Consider the following 22,450-nt stretch of genomic DNA (forward strand, 5'->3'; position numbering starts at 1 on the left):
TTAATGTTAAAACTAAAAATTTAAAAGAAAATAAATATTAAACAAATTGTGTATTTTCATAAGAAATTATTAATTATTTTCATGATTGTTGAAAATTAATAATTATTAATATATATTAAATATAAAAAGGATTGAAAATCTTGATAATTGTTAACAATTGTTAAGAGGAGGTGAAATGGTTGTTAAATAAAATATTAAGATGGCTTTTTACAATAATAGGATTAGCGTTAGGATACATAATTGGTAAAGTTATTATATCAACTAATTATTTTTCTAAATTATCCTATTTTAATGGAAGTCAAGTTAAGTCAGCTTTCTTTTTAATTTTATGTTCTATAGTTTTTGGAATAATAGTATTTCTTATATCACCATGGATAAATTCTATAATAGTAAAAATAATGGATTATATAGTAAGAAGTTTGCAAAAATTATCTACCAACGAAATTGTATTTGGAACTGTTGGAGCTATATTAGGTTTGGTTATATCAGCCCTATTTGTTAACCTATTAGCCAAAATACCTATTGTAGGAGTAATATTAGCCGTAGTTGTAGCTATTATTATGGCAGCATTAGGGGCCAATATTGCACTTAAGAGAAAAGAAGAGTTAATGTCGTTTTTTTCCAATATAAAGAAAAGTTCAATACCTAAGGAGAAAAAAGGAAAGGCTAATAAAAATGGTGCAACCCCTAAAGTATTAGATACATCTGTTATAATAGATGGAAGAATATTTGATATATGCCAGACAGAATTTATAGAAGGAACTTTAGTAATACCTACTTTTGTATTAGCAGAACTTAGACATATAGCAGATTCTTCAGACAGCTTGAAGAGAAATAGAGGAAGAAGAGGATTAGATATATTAAATAAAATACAAAAAGAGCTAAATATAGATGTACAAATATATGAAAAAGATTTTCCAGAAATAGCAGAAGTAGATAGTAAGTTGTTAAAGTTAGCTCAAGTTTTAAATGGTAAGGTAATAACAAATGACTATAATTTAAATAAAGTAGCTGAATTTCAAGGAGTACCTGTATTAAATATAAATGAATTAGCAAATGCAGTGAAACCAGTTGTATTGCCAGGTGAAGAAATGAATATACAAATTGTTAAAGATGGTAAAGAATCCAATCAAGGAATAGCTTATTTTGATGATGGAACAATGATTGTAGTAGAAGGTGCTAAAAAGCGTATAGGTCAAAACTTAGATGTTGTGGTGACTTCTGTTTTACAAACAGCAGCAGGAAGAATGATTTTTGCTAAGAAGAAAGAGGTTTCTTAGGATGGGTAAAAACTCTGTAATTATAGTTGCTGCAGGAAAAGGAAAAAGAATGAATAGTAATATAAGCAAGCAATTTTTACAAATAAAAAATAAACCTATTCTTTACTATACATTAAATAAGTTTTCTACCAATAAATCTATAGATGAAATAATATTAGTTACTTTACAAGATAAGATAGAGGTTTGTAGAAAGATTATAGATAAATATAATATTAATAAAGTATCTAAAATAGTTTCAGGAGGTAAAGAAAGGCAAGATTCTGTTTATAATGGATTAAAAGCTGTATCAAAAGATTGTGATGTAGTATTAATTCATGATGCAGCAAGACCTTTTATTACTGATGATATTATAGAAAATGGTATAAAATGCGTAAAGAAGTATGGAGCGGCTGCTTGTGGTGTAATACCAAAGGATACCATAAAGATAAAAGACCAGAAAGGATTTTCTATAAATACTCCTAGTAGAGAGGATTTATTTATAGTTCAAACTCCTCAGTGTTTTAGTTATGATGTAATATTGGATTGTCATGAAAAGTTAAAACTTAGTAATAAGAAAGTAACAGATGATACTATGGTTTTAGAATATTATGGTAAATCAGTATATTTATACGAAGGAAGCTATAGCAATATAAAGATAACAACTCCTGAAGATCTAATATTAGGAGAACAAATATTAGAAAAGCTAACTTAGCGATAAAACTCATCCTTATAAGGGTGAGTTTTATTGCTATATTTCAATTTTTTATAATTTATCATGATATGTCTAATAAATGGTCTATGAAAAAACAGTATAAATCTAATAAAATAATTAGTAAATAGCTTAGAACACTATTCTATAGCAGGAAATTTACAAAAAAAAGCTAATATATAAAATATAGATAATAGCTATGGTAAGTAAGTAAGTAATTAATTTGGATTTTGGAAATGATTTTTTCTACATAATGGTTGGAAAGTAATAAAGTTAATTTAAGTTTGAAAGGAGAGGAACAGTGCTAATATATATGTAAACATTTTCAAAAGACTGGATGAAATTGACCATTTAGGTATTATGGTTCAAGTACAAATATTAAAGTAATATTTTTATTTAGCATTGAACTAAAAAATAGATAATAATCTTTTTAGTCATAGGTTAATACGTTGAATAAAAATATTATATGGTTTATTATAAAAATATAATATGGGATGGGAGATCGATGATCATGGAACTAAATTTAGATAGAATAAAAAAAGCTAAAGAAAATATAAAACCAGTGGCCAGAAAAACACCTTTATTTTATTCAAGTACATTTTCTAAAGAAACAGGATATGAAGTATATTTAAAATGTGAAAATAAGCAAAAAACTGGAGCTTTTAAATTAAGAGGTGCATACAATAAGATAGTTTCATTAAGTGAGGAAGAGAGAAAAAGAGGAGTTATTGCATCTTCAGCAGGAAATCATGCTCAAGGGGTAGCTTATGCAGCTACGGCCTTTGGAATAAAATCTACTATAGCTATGCCTAAGACAGCTCCTCAAGCTAAGGTTATGGCAACAAGGGGATATGGAGCAGAAGTTGTTCAATATGGAGATGTTTATGATGAATGTTATGAAAAAGCAGTGGAAATACAAAAAGAAACAGGAGCCACTTTTGTACATCCTTTTAATGATGTAGATGTTATGGCAGGTCAAGGGACAATAGCTTTAGAAATATTAGAAGAAATAGAAGATATAGATGCAATAATAGTTCCAATAGGCGGTGGTGGATTGATATCAGGAATAGCCGTAGGAGCTAAAGCTATAAAGCCAGATATAAAGATAATAGGAGTTCAATCAGCTATTATAGCTTCTACAAAGGCATCACTAGAAAAAGGTGAAATTGTGACATTACCAGGAGCTAAATCTTTAGCAGATGGAATATCAGTAAAAACCCCAGGAGATATAGCTTTTAAATATATTAAGCAATATGTAGATGAAGTGGTTACAGTTACAGAAGATGAGATAGCTTATGGAATCTTTGAACTAATTGAAAAAACAAAAGTTATAGCAGAGGGAGCAGGAGCATCAACTGTTGCAGCTTTACTAGCTAATAAAATTAATATTAAAGGTAAAAAAGTTGTAGCTTTAATAAGTGGTGGTAATATAGATATAGCCATGATATCTAAAATAATAGATAGAGAGCTTATAATTCTTAAAAGAAGAATAAGATTTAAGGTAGAGTTACAAGATAAAATAGGAGAGTTTGAAGATGCTATAGCCGATATTGTTTCTACAGGAAGTAATATAGTTAAAGCTAGACAAGATACTAATTGGAGTGAAAAAGGTCTTGAATATGCAAATGTAATATTTGAAGTAGAAGTCCAAAGTAAAGAACATGGAGATAAATTATTGAAACAACTAAGAGAAAAAGGGTATAATATACAAACGGATATATGTATGTAATAAATTTAGCAAAGCAGGAGGTAAATGAATGAAGGTTTACAATACTTTAACGAACAAGAAAGAAGAGCTTGTTACTTTAGTGCCAGGAGAAGTTAAAATGTATGTTTGTGGTCCCACAGTATATAATTTTTTCCATATAGGTAATGCCAGAACATTTGTTGTTTTTGATAGTATAAGGAGATACTTAGAGTACAGAGGATATAAGGTGAAATTTATTCAAAATTTTACTGATATAGATGATAAAATGATTAAAAAAGCCAATGAAGAAGGAACAACAGTTAAAGAATTAGGAGACAGATTTATAAAGGAATACTACAAAGACGCAGATGATTTAAATATTGAAAGAGCAACTAAAAATCCAAGAGCAACTGAATTTATGCAGGAGATCATAAAATTTGTAAGTGATCTAATAGACAAAGGATATGCTTACGAGATTGATGGTGATGTTTATTTTAGTACTAAGAGATTTAATAGTTATGGAAAATTATCAGGGCAAAATTTAGAAGAATTACAGTTAGGTTCAAGAATAAATATAGATGAAAGAAAAAAAGATCCTATGGATTTTGCTATATGGAAAAGTGAAAAGCCAGGAGAACCTGCATGGGAAAGCCCTTGGGGAATGGGAAGACCAGGTTGGCATATAGAATGTTCATGTATGGCTTATAACTTGTTGGGAGAAACAATAGATATACATGCAGGGGGATCAGATCTAGCATTTCCACATCATGAAAATGAAATAGCTCAAAGTGAAGCAAGAACAGGGAAACAATTTGCAAAGTATTGGTTACATTCAGCTTTTGTTAATGTTAATAATCAAAAAATGTCTAAGTCATTAAATAATTTCTTTACAGCAAGAGAAATATTAGAGAAATATGATTCAGATGTCTTAAGAATGTTTATGCTATCAGGGCATTATAGAACTCAAATAAACTTTAGCATGGAATTGTTAGATTCAACTAAAGCGGCCCTAGATAGATTATATAATTCTATAAATAATTTAGAAAATTTACTGGACGAAGTAACAAGCATAGAAGTAACAGACAAAGAATTAGAATATAAAAATGAGTTACAAAAATATAAAGAAAAATATATAGAAAAAATGGATGATGATTTTAATACAGCAGATGCCATATCTGTAATATTTGATTTAGTAAGAGATGTAAATACAAATATAACTGTAGAATCATCAAAAGAATTAGTGCAACATGCCTTAGATTTAATAAGAGAATTAGGAGAACCTTTGGGAATATTACAAAAATCAACTAAATCTAGTCTAGAAGAAGAAGTTGAAAAACTTATAGAACAAAGACAAAAAGCTAGAAAAGAAAAAGATTGGGCTCTGGCTGATAAAATCAGAGATGATTTAAAGGATAGAGGCATCGTTTTAGAAGATACACCACAAGGCGTAAGATGGAAAAAAATATAATAAGTGAGTACTAGTGGATTAATAAAAATAAAATGAGTGGAGAGTAGTATGGATTTTAGTTTATTTCAAAATAAGTTTAGTATTAAAGATGCAAAAACATTAAATCCTCTAGTACTGGCATTCATTGGAGATGCAGTATATGAGGTTTTTATAAGAACATTTCTTGTAGATAAAAATAGAGAATTAAATGTCCATAAACTACATGTAAATGCTATAAAATATGTGAAGGCACATGGGCAGAGTGATTATATAAAGGATATAATGCCAGATTTGAATGAGGATGAGGTTTATATATTTAAAAGAGGAAGAAATGCTAAGTCAGGAACAGTTCCTAAAAATGCTGACGTGCAAGAGTATAGATTTGCAACAGGCTTTGAATCACTTATAGGATTTTTATATATAACAGATCAACAAGAAAGATTAAATTATTTATTAAATAAGATAGTTACTTTAAAAGGAAAAGAAGGAGCAATTGATGATGAAAGTTAAATTACTAGAATACACCCCAAATTCCGAAAAACTAATAGCTTCTGCAGCAAAATTATGTTATAGTTCCTCTGGAATTGAGGATTTACAAAACAATTTAGATAAAGAAAAAGTAGATAGATTTTTAAATATGTTGATGTCTTATGGACATGAATCTCCAATAGAACACGTATCTTTTTCCTTTGGTATAGAGGGAGTATCAAGAAGCTTAACACATCAATTGGTTAGACACAGAATAGGATCTTATTCGCAGCAAAGTCAAAGGTATGTGAGATTAGATCAATTCGAATATGTTATTCCACCTTCTATAGAAAATAATGAAGATGCTAAAAAAACATATATAGAAACTATGGAGAACTGCCAACAATCATATGACCATATTGTTAATATATTAAAAGAAAAATATATAAATCAAGGTTTAAAAGCAATAGATGCTGAAAAAAAATCTATAGAAGATGCAAGATATGTATTTCCAAATGCATGTACTAGTAAAATTATAGTTACAATGAATGCTAGAAGTTTAATGAATTTCTTTAGACATAGATGTTGTAATAGAGCACAATGGGAGATAAGAGAACTAGCTGAAACTATGCTTTTTGAAGTTAAAGATGTCGCACCAACATTATTTAAGTATTGTGGACCAGGTTGTGTAAATGGACCTTGTCCTGAAGGAAGAATGTCCTGTGGAAAAATAAATGAAGTTAGAGAAAAATATGATGTAAAATTACACAAGGAGAGTAAGTAATAATGAAAAATAGAGCTGGTCAACAGGAAGAAATAAGAGAAGACATAATAGAAGGAAGAAATGCCGTAATAGAGGCATTAAAATCAAGTAAAACCATAGAAAAGGTAATGGTAGCAAAGGGAGACTTAGAAGGATCCATAAAGATAGTATTATCTTTAGCCAAGGAAAAAGGGATAGTTATAAGTGAAGTTGACAGGAAAAAGCTTGATTCTATATCTCAAACAAAAGCTCATCAAGGAGTTATAGCTTTTACAACTCCATACAAATATTATGCAGTGGAAGATATTATACAATATGCAAAAGAAAAAGAAGAGGATCCCTTTATAATAATATTAGATGAAATAGAGGACCCACATAATTTTGGATCTATACTAAGAACAGCAGAAGTATGTGGAGCACATGGTGTTATAATACCTAAAAGAAGGAACGTTGGAGTTACGCCTACTGTATATAAAACATCTGCTGGAGCTGCAGAGCATATGAGGATAAGCAAGGTTACCAATATAAATAATATTATAGATAAACTTAAAGAAAATGGGATATGGATATATGGGGCAGATATGTGTGGGAATGATTATTGCTTTGATGTAAACTTATCTGGAGCAATAGCACTGGTTATAGGAAGTGAAGGAAAGGGTATATCTAAATTAACTAAGAGCAAGTGTGATGTTTTAGTTAAAATACCTATGCTAGGAAATATAACATCCCTTAATGCATCTGTTGCTGGTGGAATATTAATGTATGAAATATTAAAACAAAGGATGAAGAGTAAATAATTATGAAATATATATTTGTAGATGCTTATAATGTGATAAATAGTTGGAAAGAATTAAAAAAATTGAAAGACTATAACTTACAAATGTCAAGAGAGCAGCTATTAGATATATTAAATAATTATGCTTCATATAATCAATATCTTATTTATGCAGTTTTTGATGCCCATCAAACAGAAGGTGCAGAAAATATAGAAAAGATAAGTAAAAATTTGATAGTAGTGTTTACAAAAGAAGGTGAAACTGCAGATAGTTTTATTGAAAGATCTATAAACGATTTAGGCAGAAAGATAGAGGTAGCTGTGGTAACATCAGATTCTTTAGAGCAACAATTAATATTTCAAAGAGGGGCTACTAGAATATCATCATTAGAGTTTTATTCAGAGGTAAAAGAAACAGAAAAAAATATAAAAGAAAGAATAAAGAAAGATTTTTCTAGCAAAGGTAATAGGCTAGGAGAGATATTACATGAAGATTTATTAGAAAAATTGGAAAAAATAAGAAGAAGCACGTAAATTACCTTGACGTTGTTATTAACACTAATGTATAATCGAATATGTGGTTATATTTATTTTGGGGGGGGGATACCTTGGATAGAAAGGTTCAACTTAATAGTAAGACTTCCTCCTTTGAAGGATGTGTAGATGAGGAAATAGTTATGGAAGCTAAAGCAGGAAATTCTAGGGCTCAAGAATATATAATTGGGAAATATGAGAATTTCGTTAAGGCTAAGGCTAAATCTTATTTTTTAATAGGAGCAGACAAAGAAGATATATATCAAGAGGGTATGATAGGTTTGTATAAAGCTATTAGAGACTTTAAACCCGACAAACTATCTTCATTTAAGGCCTTTGCTGAACTTTGCGTTACTAGACAGATTATAACGGCTATAAAGACAGCAACTAGACAAAAACACATTCCGCTTAACACGTATGTTTCTTTGAATAAGCCAATATATGATGAAGATTCAGATAGAACTTTATTGGATATTTTATCAGAAGCTAAAGTGGCTAATCCAGAGGAATTAATTATAAGTAGAGAGGAATTAAAGCATATACAAATTGAGATAGGCGAAGTATTATCAGATCTTGAAATGGAAGTTTTAATGTCTTACTTGGATGGAAAATCTTATCAAGAAATTGCCTGCGATTTAGATAGGCATGCTAAGTCTATAGATAATGCTCTTCAAAGGGTAAAAAGAAAATTGGAAAAATGCTTGAATAATAAATAATTTTACATATTGACAATAAAAACCGATTTTACTATAATTAATAATTGGTATATGATTATTTTCAGCGAGAGTAGTTCAGTGGTAGAACACTAGCTTCCCAAGCTAGTTGCCGCGGGTTCGATCCCCGTTTCTCGCTCCAGATTTAATGTTAAAGTTGCCCATGTAGCTCAGTCGGCAGAGCGTCACCTTGGTAAGGTGGAGGTCACCGGTTCAATCCCGGTCATGGGCTCCAGAAATTACAAGGAACACAACACACCAGGATGAGTTTACTTGTAGAAATAAATAATATAATAATTATACAAACACAAAAAAGGAGGAAATAAAAAATGGCAAAAGCAAAATTTGAAAGAAGCAAACCTCATGTAAACATAGGAACAATAGGTCACGTAGACCACGGTAAGACAACATTAACAGCAGCTATAACAACAGTATTAGCACAAAAAGGAGGAGCTTCAGCAACAAAGTATGACGAAATAGATAAAGCTCCAGAAGAAAAAGAAAGAGGAATCACAATCAATACATCACACGTAGAGTATGAAACAGCAAACAGACACTACGCACACGTAGATTGTCCAGGACATGCGGATTATGTAAAGAACATGATCACAGGAGCAGCACAAATGGATGGAGCGATCTTAGTTGTATCAGCAGCAGATGGTCCAATGCCACAAACAAGAGAACACATACTACTAGCATCAAGAGTTGGAGTACAATATATAGTAGTATTCTTAAATAAAGCAGACCAAGTAGATGATCCAGAATTAATTGAATTAGTTGAAATGGAAGTAAGAGAATTATTAAATGAATATGGATTCCCAGGAGATGATACTCCAATCGTAGTAGGATCAGCATTAGAAGTATTAGAAAACCAAGACAATGCAGAAAAGACAAAATGCATAGATGAATTAATGGAAGCAATAGACAGCTATATTCCAACACCAGAAAGAGCAACAGATCAACCATTCTTAATGCCAGTAGAAGACGTATTGACAATCACAGGAAGAGGAACAGTTGCAACAGGAAGAGTTGAAACAGGAGTTCTACATACTGGAGATGAAGTAGAATTAGTAGGAATGAAAGAAGAAATATCAAAAACAGTATGTACAGGAATAGAAATGTTCAGAAAAATACTTGATGAAGCAATGGCAGGAGACAACATTGGAGCATTATTAAGAGGTATTCAAAGAGACGAAATCCAAAGAGGTCAAGTATTAGCAAAACCAGGTTCAGTAACACCACACAAAAAATTCGTAGGTCAAGTATACGTATTAAAGAAAGAAGAAGGCGGAAGACATACACCATTCTTCAACGGATATAGACCACAATTTTATTTCAGAACAACAGACGTTACAGGATCAATCAACTTACCAGAAGGCGTAGAAATGGTAATGCCAGGAGATCATATAGATATGGCAGTAGAATTAATCACACCAGTAGCAATGCACGAAAACTTAAGATTCGCTATAAGAGAAGGTGGAAGAACAGTAGGTTCAGGAGTTGTTACAACTATATCTGAATAATTCTAAATTATAGGGACTGGGTTTCTAGACCTAGTCCTTTTAAGAATTATAAAAATATATATTATATTAGGTATATGATTAATGATGCTGGCATCAAAATTATTGACATATGCCCTTAGTTATGATAAAGTGAGTAAGTGATGCAAAAAATAAAAAATAGAAGTAGAACCTACACAAATAGGTTATGTACTAGGAGGTGTAGATCATGAGAGTAAAAGTAACACTAGCTTGTACAGAGTGCAAACAAAGAAATTATAATACAATGAAAAACAAGAAAAATGATCCAGATAGATTAGAAATGAACAAATACTGCCCACATTGCCATAAACATACAGCTCATAAGGAAACAAAATAATCTGTTTTGGATTTGATATCCTTTATAATGTTGTAAGGATGTGAGTTAAATGGCCACAGGTAAAACTACAAATAATATCGCTTCAGCCAAAAAAAAGAGTTCAGTAGGTTTCTTTAAAGATTTAAAGCTTGAATTCAAAAGAATAACATGGGCTCCTAAAAAGGATGTAAAAAAAGCAACTGAAACAGTATTAGTATTTTGCTTGATTTATATGATTGTTGTTGGAGTGTTTGACTATGGATTTAACAACCTATTTAAACTAATATTTAGGCTGTAAAAGTGAATAAAAGGAGGGAAATAGGGATATCCTAATCCCTGAAATTATGTCAGAAGAAAAAGCGAAATGGTATGTGGTTCATACATATTCAGGATATGAAAATAAGGTTAAAGTTAATCTTCAAAAAACTGTGGATAACAGAAATTTGCATGATTGGATTCTTGATATACAAGTTCCTATGGAAGAGCAGGTTGAAGTTAAAGATGGTAAAAAGAAAATAACTTTAAAGAAAACTTTCCCGGGATATGTATTAGTTAAGATGTTAATGACAGATGATTCATGGTACATAGTTAGAAATACTAGAGGGGTAACAGGATTTGTAGGTCCAGGATCTAAACCAGTACCTCTTACAGAAAACGAAGTATTGTCCATGGGAATAAAAGAAAAACAACCAGAAGTAGATATTGAGGTTGGAGAAAATGTAAAGGTAGTATCAGGACCTTTAGAGGGATTCCCAGCGGCTATACAAGAAATCAATGTAGAAAAAGGCAAAATAAAAGCTTTAGTTAACATGTTTGGCAGGGAAACCCCTGTTGAACTTGATTTTAATCAGATAGAAAAACTTGATTAGCTATTAAGACAATTGTTTTAATGAGTGGGAGGATTTTAATCCGTATAACCACATATAGGAGGTGTAAAACATGGCTAAAAAAGTAGTAGGAATGATAAAACTTCAACTTCCAGCAGGAAAGGCAAGCCCAGCGCCACCAGTAGGTCCAGCTTTAGGACAACACGGTGTTAACATTATGGGATTCTGTAAAGAATTTAATGCTAAAACTGCTAAACAAGCAGGATTAATAATTCCTGTAGTTATTACTGTATATCAGGATAGATCTTTTAGTTTCATACTAAAGACTCCACCAGCAGCTGTATTATTAAAGAAAGCAGCTGGAATAGAAAGTGGATCTGGTGTTCCTAACAAAACTAAAGTAGCAAAGGTTACAAAAGACCAAGTTAGAGAAATAGCAGAAACAAAAATGCCTGATTTAAATGCAGGATCTATAGAAACAGCTATGAGCATGATAGCTGGAACAGCTAGAAGTATGGGCATAACTGTAGAAGAATAATAACTACTAAAATAGTGGGAGGTATATACCGTTAATACCACAAAGGAGGAATTAGAATGGGAAAAAAATACACTGAAAGTGTAAAATTAGTTGATAAAAACATATTATATACAGTTAAAGAAGCTATAGAGCTTGTTACAAAAACATCAAAAGCTAAATTTGATGAAACTGTAGAATTAGCTGTTAGACTTGGAGTAGATCCAAGACATGCAGACCAACAAGTAAGAGGTGCTGTTGTACTTCCTCATGGAACTGGTAAAAAAGTTAGAGTTTTAGTTTTTGCTAAAGGTGACAAAGTTACTGAAGCAGAAGAAGCTGGTGCTGACTTTGTTGGAGCAGAAGAATTAGTACAAAAGATACAAAAAGAAAACTGGTTTGATTTTGACGTAGTTGTTGCTACACCAGATATGATGGGAGTAGTAGGAAGACTAGGAAGAGTATTAGGACCTAAGGGATTAATGCCAAATCCAAAATCAGGCACAGTAACTTTTGATGTTGCTAAAGCTATAGCAGACATCAAAGCTGGTAAAGTTGAATATAGAGTAGATAAAACTGCTATAATTCACGTTCCAATAGGAAAATCTTCTTTTGGAGAAGAAAAATTATCAGATAACTTCCATGTACTAATGGAAGCTGTTGTAAAGGCTAAGCCATCAGCAGCAAAAGGACAATATATAAAATCAGTTGCTATCTCAAGTACTATGGGACCAGGAATAAAAATTAATCCAGGTAAAGTATTAGAATAGTATTGACAAAGCAATAATTTGTTGATATACTAATGGAAGTTGTAAAAATGAATATATCTCCGTAGACAGTGGGTGTTTAACATAATTAGTATAATCTAAGCCTACCTAGGAGTCTGATATAAAGTATATTAGGTCTCTCTGTCTAACGGAGAGACCTTTATTATTATAAATCACGGTAAACTGTGAGGAGGTGGACACACAGTGGGACAAAATAGACAAATAAAAGAAGTTAAAGTTAAAGAAATACAAGAAAAAATGGAGAAAGCTCAAGCTATAGTATTTGTTAAATATCAAGGTTTAACTGTTGAAGAAGATACTATGCTAAGAAAAGAGTTAAGAGAAGCAGGTGTTGAATATAAAGTTTACAAAAATACTTTATCAACTATAGCTGCTAAAAATTTAGGCTATGAAGGTTGCGTAGATTTATTAGAAGGACCTGTTTCAGTAGCTTTTGGTTACGATGACGTAACAGCTCCAGCTAGAGTTCTTAATGATTTCGCTAAGAAGAATAAGAACTTAGAATTAAAAGGCGGAATAATAGATGGAGAATTATATGATGTAGATAAAATTAAAAAAATCGCATCAATACCATCAAAAGATATTCTTATTGCAAAATTACTTGGAAGCTTCAAAGCTCCAGTATCAAACTTTGCATATTTAATTAAAGCTATTCAAGATAAGAAAGAATCAGAAGAAGCTTAAAATAAACTAAAAGAAAATTAGAAAGAAAATTTGGAGGTGCCTAAACAATGAAAAAAGAAGAAATCATTCAAGCTATAAAAGATATGACTGTTTTAGAATTAAACGAATTAGTAGAAGCATGTGAAGAAGAATTCGGAGTAAGCGCAGCTGCACCAGTAGCTGTAGCTGGAGCTGCTGCTGCAGGAGCAGGAGTTGCTGAAGAAAAAACTGAATTTGATGTAATATTAGCTGACGCAGGTTCAGAAAAAATCAAAGTTATCAAAGCAGTAAGAGAAGTAACTGGATTAGGATTAAAAGAAGCTAAAGCTTTAGTTGATGGAGCTCCTAAAACATTAAAAGAAGCTGCATCTAAAGAAGATGGAGAAGCTATAAAAGCTAAACTAGAAGAAGTTGGAGCTAAAGTAGAATTAAAATAGTTTTACTCTACATAGAGGGGTACTAAAGTAAGTACCCCTTTTTTAGTATATTTATAAGTATTGACAAAGTGCAAGTAATATGATAGTATAATGAATTGCATTGATTATGTATAAATACAGAAAAATATGAATTAATTGTATTTATATGGTTATACTAATTTGATAATAATGTGTGAAATCCAAAAACACAATATTAAATTAAATTTTAAAAGAGTGTTTTTGGTTATTTTAGTTTATACAAGGGGTGAAATTATATGGTACATCCTGTCCAAGTTGGCAAAAGGACTCGTATGAGCTTTTCTAGGCTTAAAGAGGTTGGACATATGCCTAATCTTATTGAAGTTCAGTTAGACTCATATGATTGGTTTTTAAAAGAAGGGTTACAAGAAGTTTTTGAAGACATTAACCCGATTCAAGATTATACAGGTAATCTAAATTTAGAATTTGTAGGATACAAACTAGATTTAGACAGTATTAAATACTCTGTTGAAGAGTGTAAAGAAAGAGACTCTACTTATGCAGCACCATTAAAAGTTAAAGTTAGACTTTTAAATAAGGAAACTGGTGAAATAAAAGAACAAGAAGTCTTTATGGGAGATTTCCCTTTAATGACAGAACAAGGTACTTTTATAATAAACGGTGCAGAGAGAGTTATAGTAAGCCAATTAGTTAGATCACCAGGTGTTTACTATGATATGACCGTAGATAAAACAGGAAACAAATTGTTTTCAGCTACAGTTATACCTAACAGAGGTGCGTGGCTAGAATATGAGACAGATTCAAACAACATAATATATGTAAGAATTGACAAAACAAGAAAATTACCAATTACTATACTAGCAAGGGCATTAGGTTATGGAACAGATGCTGAAATAATAGAATTTTTCGGAGAAGATGAAAGATTAAAAGCTACAATAGAAAAAGATAACACTAAAACTAGAGAAGAAGCTTTACTAGAGATATATAAAAGGTTAAGACCAGGTGAACCACCTACTGTAGATAGTGCAGAATCTTTAATTGAATCTTTATTCTTTGATGCTAAAAGATATGATTTATCAAGAGTTGGAAGATATAAATTTAATAAGAAATTAGCAATCCATCTAAGAATAACAAATCAAATTGCAGATCAAGATATAGTTAATTTACAAACAGGAGAAATTTTAGTACAAAAAGGTGAAAAGATAGATAAAGATAAAGCTATTGAAATACAGAACTGTGGTATTAACGAAGTATATATTAAAATAGATGATAAGTCATTTAAAGTAATTGGTAATCACTTTGTAGACATACATAGTTTGATTTCATTCGATATAAGTGATTTAAATATTAAAGAATATGTATTCTATCCTGTTTTGAAAGAAATACTAGACAATTATGATGATGAAGAAAGCATAAAAGAGGAAATAAGAAAGAATATATATAGATTAATACCTAAACATATTATAAGAGAAGATATATATGCTACTATAAATTATGAATTAGGATTAAGTTATGCTATTGGTTATAAAGATGATATAGATCATTTAGGAAACAGAAGATTGAGATCAGTAGGAGAATTACTACAAAATCAATTTAGAATTGGTTTATCCAGAATGGAGAGAGTTGTTAAAGAAAGAATGACAATTCAAGATCAAGAAGTAATAACTCCACAAGCCTTAATAAATATCAGACCTGTAGCAGCGTCCATTAAAGAATTTTTTGGTAGTTCACAATTATCACAATTTATGGATCAAACAAACCCATTATCAGAGTTAACACATAAAAGAAGGTTATCAGCTTTAGGACCAGGAGGACTTTCAAGAGAAAGAGCTGGTTTTGAAGTAAGAGACGTTCACCATTCACATTATGGAAGAATGTGTCCTATAGAAACTCCAGAAGGGCCAAACATAGGTCTTATAAACTCTTTAGCTACATTTGCTAAGGTGAATGAATATGGATTTATAGAGACCCCATATAGAAGAATAGACCCTAAAAATAAAAGGGCTACAAATGATATAGTATATATGACAGCAGATGAAGAAGATTTGTATGTAATAGCTAGATCAGATGAGCCAATTGATGATGATGGATATTTTTTAGATGATAAAGTTACAGTTAGAGCTAAAGAGGAAGTATTAGTAGTTCCAGTTAGCGAAGTTGAATATATGGATATATCACCAAGACAGTTGGTTTCTGTTGCAACTGCAATGATACCATTCCTTGAAAATGATGACGCCAGCCGTGCTCTTATGGGATCAAACATGCAACGTCAAGCAGTACCACTATTAAAGCCACAAGCTCCAATAGTGGGAACAGGTATAGAGTATAAAGCTGCTACTGATTCAGGGGTTCTTCCAAAAGCTAAAAATGCAGGAACAGTAGTATATGTTTCAGCAGATGAAATAAGAGTAAGAAGAGATAGCGATGGAGGAATAGATAAATACAAATTATTAAAATTCAAAAGATCTAACCAAGGAACATGCATAAATCAAAGACCAATTGTTTCTAAAGATGAGGTAGTAGCTAAAGGAACTTTATTAGCAGACGGACCTTCTACAGATCTTGGAGAAATAGCACTTGGTAAAAATATTCTTATGGGCTTTATAACCTGGGAAGGATATAATTACGAGGATGCTATGCTAATCTCAGAACAATTAGTTAGAGAAGATGTATTTACATCTATACACATAGAAGAATATGAGGCAGAAGCTAGAGATACAAAACTAGGACCAGAAGAGATAACAAGAGATATACCTAATGTAGGTGAAGAAGCTCTTAAGGATATAGATGAAAGAGGCATTATAAGAATTGGTGCTGAAGTTAGATCTGGAGATATATTAGTAGGTAAAGTTACTCCAAAGGGAGAAACTGAATTGACTGCTGAAGAAAGACTACTTCGTGCTATATTCGGAGAAAAAGCAAGAGAAGTTAGAGACACATCACTCAGAGTTCCTCACGGAGAAGCGGGAATCATAGTTGATGTTAAAATATTTACAAGAGAAAATGGTGATGAATTACCACCAGGCGTTAATAAATTAGTTCGATGTTATATAGCCCAAAAGAGAAAAATATCTGTGGGAGATAAGATGGCAGGAAGACATGGTAACAAAGGGGTTATCTCTAGAGTATTACCAGAGGAAGATATGCCATTCTTACCAGATGGAAGACCACTTCAGATATGTTTAAATCCTCTAGGGGTACCATCACGTATGAATATAGGTCAGGTATTAGAGGTTCATTTAGGATTAGCTGCTAGCAAATTAGGTTGGCATATAGCTACACCAGTTTTTGATGGAGCAATAGAATCTGATATAGTAGAATGTTTGAAAAAGGCCGGTTATTCTCAAGATGGAAAAACTCTTCTATATGATGGAAGAACAGGAGAACCGTTTGATAGTAGGGTAACAGTTGGATATATGTACATTCTAAAACTAGCTCATTTAGTTGACGATAAAATACATGCTAGATCTACAGGGCCATACTCACTAGTAACTCAACAACCTCTAGGAGGTAAAGCTCAATTTGGAGGACAAAGATTTGGTGAGATGGAAGTATGGGCTTTAGAAGCTTATGGAGCAGCTCATACTCTTCAAGAAATATTAACAGTAAAATCAGATGATGTAGTTGGAAGAGTTAAGACTTATGAAGCTATAGTAAAAGGAGAAAATATTCCAGAACCTGGAGTTCCTGAATCTTTCAAAGTTTTAATAAAAGAACTACAAGCATTATGTTTAGATGTTAAAGTATTGAATGATGATAATCAAGAAATAAAATTGAAGGAATCTGTAGATGAAGATACAGACGAATTAGAAGTGAACATAGAAGGTAATGAAAATCAATCAGAAGGCAAAGAAGAAAAAGAAGGCAAAGAAGAAAAAGAAGAAAATTACGAAGAAGATAATAATGACTGTGATGACTTGAAAAAAGATGACGTAGAGCCAAATTTAGAAGAGTTATCATTAGATGACTTAGATTTAGATGATTTTGGTGATGAACATTAATTTGAAGGGAGGATATACCCTTGTTTGAGTTAAATAATTTTGATGCTTTACAAATAGGTTTAGCTTCACCAGAAAAGATAAGAGAATGGTCAAGAGGTGAAGTGAAAAAGCCAGAGACTATAAATTATAGAACATTAAAGCCAGAAAGAGACGGTTTGTTCTGTGAAAGAATTTTTGGTCCTATGAAGGACTGGGAATGTCATTGTGGTAAGTATAAAAGAATAAGATATAAGGGCATAGTTTGTGATAGGTGCGGAGTAGAGGTTACTAAGGCTAAAGTAAGACGTGAGAGAATGGGGCATATAGAACTTGCTGCCCCTGTATCTCATATATGGTATTTCAAAGGAATTCCATCAAGAATGGGATTAATACTAGATATGTCGCCAAGAGCTTTAGAAAAAGTTTTATATTTTGCTTCATATGTAGTACTAGATCCAAAGGAAACACCTCTTTTGAAGAAGCAGCTATTAAATGAAAAAGAATATAGAGAATCCATAGATAAATATGGAGATGATAGCTTTGTTGCTGCAATGGGTGCAGAAGCTGTAAAGAATCTTTTAGAAGAGATAGACTTAGAACAAACGTCTATTGAACTTAAAGAAGACTTAAAAACAAGTACAGGACAAAAGAAAATTAGAATAATAAGAAGATTAGAGGTAGTAGAATCTTTTAGAAAATCAGGAAATAGACCAGATTGGATGGTTATAGATGTTATACCAGTAATTCCACCTGATTTAAGACCAATGGTTCAACTAGATGGTGGAAGATTTGCTACATCTGATTTAAATGATTTATATAGAAGAGTTATAAACAGAAATAACAGATTGAAGAAGTTATTGGACTTAGGTGCTCCAGACATAATTGTAAGAAATGAAAAGAGAATGCTTCAAGAAGCAGTAGATGCATTAATAGACAATGGTAGAAGAGGAAGACCAGTAACAGGTCCAGGAAATAGACCTCTTAAATCATTATCAGATATGTTAAAAGGTAAGCAAGGTAGATTTAGACAAAACCTACTAGGAAAACGTGTTGACTATTCAGGACGTTCAGTTATAGTAGTAGGTCCAGAATTAAAAATGTACCAATGTGGTTTGCCAAAAGAAATGGCTCTTGAATTATTCAAACCATTTGTTATGAAGAAACTTGTTCAAAATGGGTTAGCACATAATATAAAGAGTGCTAAGAGAATGGTAGAAAGAGTTCAACCACAAGTATGGGATGTATTAGAAGAAGTTATTTCTGATCATCCAGTGTTATTAAACCGTGCCCCTACTCTTCATAGATTGGGAATTCAAGCTTTCCAACCTGTATTAGTAGAAGGAAGAGCAATAAAACTTCACCCACTTGTATGTACAGCTTATAATGCAGACTTTGACGGAGACCAAATGGCTGTTCACGTACCTTTATCAGTTGAGGCTCAAGCAGAAGCTAGATTCTTAATGCTAGCAGCACATAATATATTAAAACCATCTGATGGTAAACCAGTATCTGTGCCTACACAGGATATGGTTTTAGGTTCTTATTACTTAACAATGGATAAAGACGGAGTAAAAGGTGAAGGAAAAGTATTTTCTTGTCCAGAAGAAGTGCTTATGGCATATCAATGCAAAGCTGTTGATATACACGCTAAAATAAGAGTAAGATTAAAGAAAGTTATAGATGGAGAAATTATAGAAGGATTGATACAAACAACACCAGGAAAAATTATATTCAATGAATCTATACCACAAGATTTAGGATATATTGATAGAACAATTCCTGAAAATAAATTAAAACTAGAAGTAGATTTTCTTGTATCTAAAAAAACACTAGGCGGAATAATTAACAGATGTTATATGAAACATGGTGCAACAAAGACATCTATAATGCTAGATAAGATAAAAGCAAAAGGATATCATTATTCTACTATAGGAGCTATTACTATTTCTACTTCAGATATGGTGGTTCCAGCAGCTAAAAGAGAATTACTGGAAAATACAGAAAAGCAAGTAGAAAAAATACAAAAAATGTATCGTAGAGGATTTATATCTGAAGATGAGAGATATGAAAAAGTTATAGATCTTTGGACTAAAACAACAGAAGATGTAGCTAATGCTCTTATGGAAAGTTTGGATAGTTTTAATCCTATATACATGATGGCAGATTCAGGAGCCAGAGGTTCAAAAAGCCAGATAAAACAATTAGCTGGTATGAGAGGTCTTATGGCCAATCCATCAGGTAAAATAATAGAGTTACCAATAAAAGCTTCATTTAGAGAAGGCTTAGATGTGTTAGAATACTTTATATCAACACATGGTGCAAGAAAAGGTAACGCCGATACAGCATTAAAAACAGCGGATTCAGGATACCTAACTAGAAGACTTGTTGACGTTTCACAAGATGTTATAGTAAGAGAAGAAGATTGTGGAACAGAAGAAGGATATGAAGTATCTGAAATAAAAGAAGGAAATGAAGTTATAGAACCTTTAGTTGAAAGATTATCAGGAAGATACCCTTCAGAAGATATTATTCATCCTGAGACAGGAGAAATAATAGTAAAAAGAAACACATATATGAATGAGGATATAGCTAAGAAAGTGTCAGATGCTGGAATCAAAAAAGTTAAGATAAGATCTGTATTTACTTGTAGATCAAAACATGGTGTTTGCGCTAAATGTTATGGTATGAACATGGCTACATCACAAAAAATTCATATAGGTGAAGCTGTTGGTATTGTTGCTGCTCAAAGTATAGGTGAACCAGGAACTCAGCTTACAATGAGAACATTCCATACAGGGGGAGTTGCTGGAGCAGATATAACTCAAGGTCTTCCAAGGGTTGAAGAGCTTTTTGAAGCTAGAAAGCCTAAAGGATTGGCTATTGTAAGTGAAGTTTCAGGAACAGTAAAAATGGAAGAAACTAAGAAAAAGAGAACAATAATAATTGTAACTAATGACGGTGAAGAAGTTTCATATGATATTCCATTTGGTTCAAGAATAAAAGTTAAAAATGGAGATATTATATCAGCAGGAGATGAAATAACAGAAGGTTCAATAAATCCACACGATATTTTAAGAATAAAAGGTGTTGACGGAGTTAAGAATTATCTTCTATCAGAAGTTCAAAAAGTTTATAGATTACAAGGTGTTGATATAAATGATAAGCATCTTGAAGTGGTTGTTAGACAAATGACAAGAAAAATAAAAATTGAGGATTCAGGAGACACTGAATTATTACCAGGAACTATGATAGATATTTTTGACTTTGAAGATGCCAATAAAAAAATATTAGAAAAAGGTAAAGAACCAGCAGTAGGTAGAATAGCCTTATTGGGAATAACAAAGGCTGCCTTAGCTACAGATTCTTTCTTATCAGCTGCATCATTCCAAGAAACAACAAGAGTTCTTACAGATGCTGCTATTAAAGGGAAAATTGATCCGTTATTGGGATTAAAGGAAAATGTAATTATCGGTAAATTAATACCTGCAGGTACAGGTATGACAAGATATAGATCTATTCAAATAAATACCGATGATGAAAATATGGAAGAAGATTTAGCAGATTCAGTAGAAGTATAGACTATATAAATTTATTGACATTGTAGTTTCAAAATGATAAAATACACCTGTTATATGTTTTAATGAAGGAAGCAAAGTTATTACTTTGTTTCCTTATTAATGGAATTTAGGAGGAAGTCAACGATGATTGACAGACTTAAAGGCAATAAAGTTGTAGGGGTTAAACAAACAGTTAAAGCTTTAAAGAACAGTACTGTTAAAACTTTATATGTATCTAATGATGCTGACGAAAGTTTAATAAAACCACTTATAGAATTAGCTGAAGAAAATTCCATAGATATAATAAAGGTTGATACAATGAAGGAATTAGGAAAACTTTGTGGTATTGATGTAAGTGCTGCTACAGCAGCATTACTAAAATAATCATTAGCTAATAAGTAGCCAATTTGGCGTATTTATAGAATAATTTATTTATCTAATTATGAAGGAGGTGCAAGTATGCCAACAATTAGCCAATTAGTAAGAAAAGGCAGAAAGACATTAGCATCAGCATCAGACTCACCAGCATTAAAAGAATGCCCACAAAAAAGAGGAGTTTGTACAGTAGTAAAAACAACAACTCCTAAAAAACCTAACTCAGCCTTAAGAAAAGTTGCAAGGGTTAGACTTACAAATGGATATGAAGTTACAGCTTACATACCAGGAGTAGGACATAACTTACAAGAGCACAGTGTTGTTCTTATAAGAGGCGGAAGAGTTAAGGACTTACCAGGTGTAAGATACCATATCGTAAGAGGGGCATTAGATGCAGCTGGAGTAGCTAATAGAATGCAATCCAGATCAAAGTATGGTGCTAAAAAGCCAAAACAAAAATAGTACACTGTATTTGATGTAATTTTTTAGAATGATAGTGCTATGTCTTCAGCGTTTATATAGATTATAGTTTATATTAATTTGCAGAAGTTCAGAGCGCTTTGCGGCTAGATTATGTCGAGTACCTATGAACTTAAACTTAATGTTAAGGAGGGAAGAAAAGTGCCAAGAAAAGGACATATAGCAAAGAGAGATGTATTACCAGATCCATTATATAACAGTAAGGTTGTTACAAAATTAATAAACAGCATAATGTTAGATGGTAAAAGAGGAGTAGCTCAAAAAATATGCTACGATGCTTTCGGAATAATAGCAGAAAAATCAGGTAAAGAAGCAATGGAAGTTTTTGAAACTGCCATGAACAACATAATGCCTTTACTTGAAGTAAAAGCTAGAAGAATAGGTGGAGCTACATATCAAGTTCCAATAGAAGTTAGACCAGAAAGAAGACAGACTTTAGGAATTAGATGGATGCTACTTGCCGCTAGAAAAAGAGGCGAAAGAAGCATGAGAGAAAGACTAGCAGGAGAATTGCTAGATGCATCTAATAACACTGGAGCAGCAGTTAAGAAAAGAGAAGATACACATAAGATGGCAGAAGCAAACAAAGCTTTCGCACATTACAGATACTAATACAAAACTGTTTTGGCTGTGCCAAA

The 22,450-nt window shown here is 31.9% G+C and carries 22 protein-coding genes, 2 tRNA genes and 1 other annotated feature; all 24 genes read left to right on the plus strand.

The features are described 5' to 3' along the window. Nucleotides 1–179 precede the first annotated feature (179 nt). Nucleotides 180–1,280 (plus strand): PIN/TRAM domain-containing protein, encoded by a 1,101-nt coding sequence (locus NGI68_RS06595; RefSeq protein WP_251860689.1) that lies wholly within the window; start codon nt 180–182, stop codon nt 1,278–1,280. Between the two features lies 1 nt (nt 1,281). Beyond that, a complete protein-coding gene (gene ispD / locus NGI68_RS06600; RefSeq protein ID WP_251860690.1) occupies nt 1,282–1,971 on the plus strand; it encodes a 2-C-methyl-D-erythritol 4-phosphate cytidylyltransferase in 690 nt (229 codons plus the stop codon). 508 nt (nt 1,972–2,479) lie between these two features. After that, the gene (gene ilvA / locus NGI68_RS06605; protein WP_251860691.1) at nt 2,480–3,697 is read left to right on the plus strand and encodes a threonine ammonia-lyase; all 1,218 of its coding nucleotides are present in this window, start codon (nt 2,480–2,482) and stop codon (nt 3,695–3,697) included. A 28-nt stretch (nt 3,698–3,725) separates the two neighbouring features. Further along, nucleotides 3,726–5,123: a cysteine--tRNA ligase gene (cysS, locus tag NGI68_RS06610; protein WP_251860692.1), complete on the plus strand. Its 1,398-nt coding sequence runs from the start codon at nt 3,726–3,728 to the stop codon at nt 5,121–5,123. A gap of 48 nt (nt 5,124–5,171) precedes the next feature. Then, a complete protein-coding gene (locus tag NGI68_RS06615) occupies nt 5,172–5,612 on the plus strand; it encodes a Mini-ribonuclease 3 (protein ID WP_251860693.1) in 441 nt (146 codons plus the stop codon). Next, the gene (gene thyX / locus NGI68_RS06620) at nt 5,599–6,354 is read left to right on the plus strand and encodes an FAD-dependent thymidylate synthase (protein ID WP_251860694.1); all 756 of its coding nucleotides are present in this window, start codon (nt 5,599–5,601) and stop codon (nt 6,352–6,354) included. Before NGI68_RS06615 ends, thyX begins: the two co-directional genes overlap by 14 nt. A gap of 2 nt (nt 6,355–6,356) precedes the next feature. Further along, the gene (gene rlmB / locus NGI68_RS06625) at nt 6,357–7,130 is read left to right on the plus strand and encodes a 23S rRNA (guanosine(2251)-2'-O)-methyltransferase RlmB (protein ID WP_251860695.1); all 774 of its coding nucleotides are present in this window, start codon (nt 6,357–6,359) and stop codon (nt 7,128–7,130) included. Between the two features lie 2 nt (nt 7,131–7,132). After that, entirely contained in the window at nt 7,133–7,642 is a 510-nt protein-coding gene (locus tag NGI68_RS06630) for an NYN domain-containing protein (protein WP_251860696.1), read from the plus strand. A gap of 74 nt (nt 7,643–7,716) precedes the next feature. Further along, nucleotides 7,717–8,358, plus strand: a complete 642-nt coding sequence (gene sigH / locus NGI68_RS06635; RefSeq protein WP_251860697.1) for an RNA polymerase sporulation sigma factor SigH — start codon at nt 7,717–7,719, stop codon at nt 8,356–8,358. A 64-nt stretch (nt 8,359–8,422) separates the two neighbouring features. Continuing rightward, a tRNA-Gly gene (locus NGI68_RS06640) sits at nt 8,423–8,497 on the plus strand. Between the two features lie 17 nt (nt 8,498–8,514). Beyond that, a tRNA-Thr gene (locus NGI68_RS06645) sits at nt 8,515–8,590 on the plus strand. A 94-nt stretch (nt 8,591–8,684) separates the two neighbouring features. Next, nucleotides 8,685–9,878 carry an elongation factor Tu gene (gene tuf / locus NGI68_RS06650; protein WP_251860698.1) on the plus strand — a complete coding sequence of 398 codons (1,194 nt, stop codon included), beginning with the start codon at nt 8,685–8,687 and terminating at the stop codon, nt 9,876–9,878. A gap of 205 nt (nt 9,879–10,083) precedes the next feature. Further along, nucleotides 10,084–10,233, plus strand: coding sequence for a 50S ribosomal protein L33 (gene rpmG / locus NGI68_RS06655; RefSeq protein WP_003482903.1), 150 nt, complete (start codon nt 10,084–10,086; stop codon nt 10,231–10,233). Between the two features lie 49 nt (nt 10,234–10,282). Next, a complete protein-coding gene (secE, locus tag NGI68_RS06660) occupies nt 10,283–10,510 on the plus strand; it encodes a preprotein translocase subunit SecE (RefSeq protein ID WP_251860699.1) in 228 nt (75 codons plus the stop codon). 46 nt (nt 10,511–10,556) lie between these two features. Then, the gene (nusG, locus tag NGI68_RS06665; RefSeq protein ID WP_251860700.1) at nt 10,557–11,081 is read left to right on the plus strand and encodes a transcription termination/antitermination protein NusG; all 525 of its coding nucleotides are present in this window, start codon (nt 10,557–10,559) and stop codon (nt 11,079–11,081) included. A 70-nt stretch (nt 11,082–11,151) separates the two neighbouring features. Continuing rightward, on the plus strand, nt 11,152–11,577 hold the full coding sequence (gene rplK, locus NGI68_RS06670) for a 50S ribosomal protein L11 (RefSeq protein WP_251860701.1): 426 nt from the start codon (nt 11,152–11,154) through the stop codon (nt 11,575–11,577). A gap of 56 nt (nt 11,578–11,633) precedes the next feature. After that, nucleotides 11,634–12,323 (plus strand): 50S ribosomal protein L1, encoded by a 690-nt coding sequence (gene rplA / locus NGI68_RS06675; protein WP_251860702.1) that lies wholly within the window; start codon nt 11,634–11,636, stop codon nt 12,321–12,323. 41 nt (nt 12,324–12,364) lie between these two features. Further along, nucleotides 12,365–12,494: a sequence feature (ribosomal protein L10 leader region), on the plus strand. 30 nt (nt 12,495–12,524) lie between these two features. Continuing rightward, nucleotides 12,525–13,025, plus strand: coding sequence for a 50S ribosomal protein L10 (gene rplJ, locus NGI68_RS06680; RefSeq protein ID WP_251860703.1), 501 nt, complete (start codon nt 12,525–12,527; stop codon nt 13,023–13,025). A 47-nt stretch (nt 13,026–13,072) separates the two neighbouring features. Beyond that, on the plus strand, nt 13,073–13,441 hold the full coding sequence (gene rplL / locus NGI68_RS06685) for a 50S ribosomal protein L7/L12 (protein WP_251860704.1): 369 nt from the start codon (nt 13,073–13,075) through the stop codon (nt 13,439–13,441). A 254-nt stretch (nt 13,442–13,695) separates the two neighbouring features. Continuing rightward, the gene (rpoB, locus tag NGI68_RS06690) at nt 13,696–17,421 is read left to right on the plus strand and encodes a DNA-directed RNA polymerase subunit beta (protein ID WP_251860705.1); all 3,726 of its coding nucleotides are present in this window, start codon (nt 13,696–13,698) and stop codon (nt 17,419–17,421) included. Between the two features lie 20 nt (nt 17,422–17,441). Beyond that, the gene (gene rpoC, locus NGI68_RS06695; RefSeq protein WP_251860706.1) at nt 17,442–20,978 is read left to right on the plus strand and encodes a DNA-directed RNA polymerase subunit beta'; all 3,537 of its coding nucleotides are present in this window, start codon (nt 17,442–17,444) and stop codon (nt 20,976–20,978) included. Between the two features lie 123 nt (nt 20,979–21,101). Further along, nucleotides 21,102–21,341, plus strand: a complete 240-nt coding sequence (locus NGI68_RS06700) for a ribosomal L7Ae/L30e/S12e/Gadd45 family protein (protein ID WP_251860707.1) — start codon at nt 21,102–21,104, stop codon at nt 21,339–21,341. A 75-nt stretch (nt 21,342–21,416) separates the two neighbouring features. Then, entirely contained in the window at nt 21,417–21,794 is a 378-nt protein-coding gene (gene rpsL / locus NGI68_RS06705) for a 30S ribosomal protein S12 (protein WP_251860708.1), read from the plus strand. A gap of 159 nt (nt 21,795–21,953) precedes the next feature. Further along, nucleotides 21,954–22,424 carry a 30S ribosomal protein S7 gene (gene rpsG / locus NGI68_RS06710; RefSeq protein WP_251860709.1) on the plus strand — a complete coding sequence of 157 codons (471 nt, stop codon included), beginning with the start codon at nt 21,954–21,956 and terminating at the stop codon, nt 22,422–22,424. Nucleotides 22,425–22,450: the final 26 nt, after the last annotated feature.

This window comes from Clostridium sp. Marseille-Q2269 (genome assembly GCF_943736985.1).
Taxonomy (GTDB): domain Bacteria; phylum Bacillota; class Clostridia; order Clostridiales; family Clostridiaceae; genus Clostridium_F.

Coding starts and splice junctions, on each gene's coding strand:
- ispD (WP_251860690.1), top strand. CDS start 1,282: ATGGGTAAAAACTCTGTAATTATAGTTGCTGCAGGAAAAGGAAAAAGA.
- ilvA (WP_251860691.1), top strand. CDS start 2,480: ATGGAACTAAATTTAGATAGAATAAAAAAAGCTAAAGAAAATATAAAA.
- cysS (WP_251860692.1), top strand. CDS start 3,726: ATGAAGGTTTACAATACTTTAACGAACAAGAAAGAAGAGCTTGTTACT.
- NGI68_RS06615 (WP_251860693.1), top strand. CDS start 5,172: ATGGATTTTAGTTTATTTCAAAATAAGTTTAGTATTAAAGATGCAAAA.
- thyX (WP_251860694.1), top strand. CDS start 5,599: ATGATGAAAGTTAAATTACTAGAATACACCCCAAATTCCGAAAAACTA.
- rlmB (WP_251860695.1), top strand. CDS start 6,357: ATGAAAAATAGAGCTGGTCAACAGGAAGAAATAAGAGAAGACATAATA.
- NGI68_RS06630 (WP_251860696.1), top strand. CDS start 7,133: ATGAAATATATATTTGTAGATGCTTATAATGTGATAAATAGTTGGAAA.
- tuf (WP_251860698.1), top strand. CDS start 8,685: ATGGCAAAAGCAAAATTTGAAAGAAGCAAACCTCATGTAAACATAGGA.
- rpmG (WP_003482903.1), top strand. CDS start 10,084: ATGAGAGTAAAAGTAACACTAGCTTGTACAGAGTGCAAACAAAGAAAT.
- secE (WP_251860699.1), top strand. CDS start 10,283: ATGGCCACAGGTAAAACTACAAATAATATCGCTTCAGCCAAAAAAAAG.
- nusG (WP_251860700.1), top strand. CDS start 10,557: ATGTCAGAAGAAAAAGCGAAATGGTATGTGGTTCATACATATTCAGGA.
- rplK (WP_251860701.1), top strand. CDS start 11,152: ATGGCTAAAAAAGTAGTAGGAATGATAAAACTTCAACTTCCAGCAGGA.
- rplA (WP_251860702.1), top strand. CDS start 11,634: ATGGGAAAAAAATACACTGAAAGTGTAAAATTAGTTGATAAAAACATA.
- rplL (WP_251860704.1), top strand. CDS start 13,073: ATGAAAAAAGAAGAAATCATTCAAGCTATAAAAGATATGACTGTTTTA.
- rpoB (WP_251860705.1), top strand. CDS start 13,696: ATGGTACATCCTGTCCAAGTTGGCAAAAGGACTCGTATGAGCTTTTCT.
- NGI68_RS06700 (WP_251860707.1), top strand. CDS start 21,102: ATGATTGACAGACTTAAAGGCAATAAAGTTGTAGGGGTTAAACAAACA.
- rpsL (WP_251860708.1), top strand. CDS start 21,417: ATGCCAACAATTAGCCAATTAGTAAGAAAAGGCAGAAAGACATTAGCA.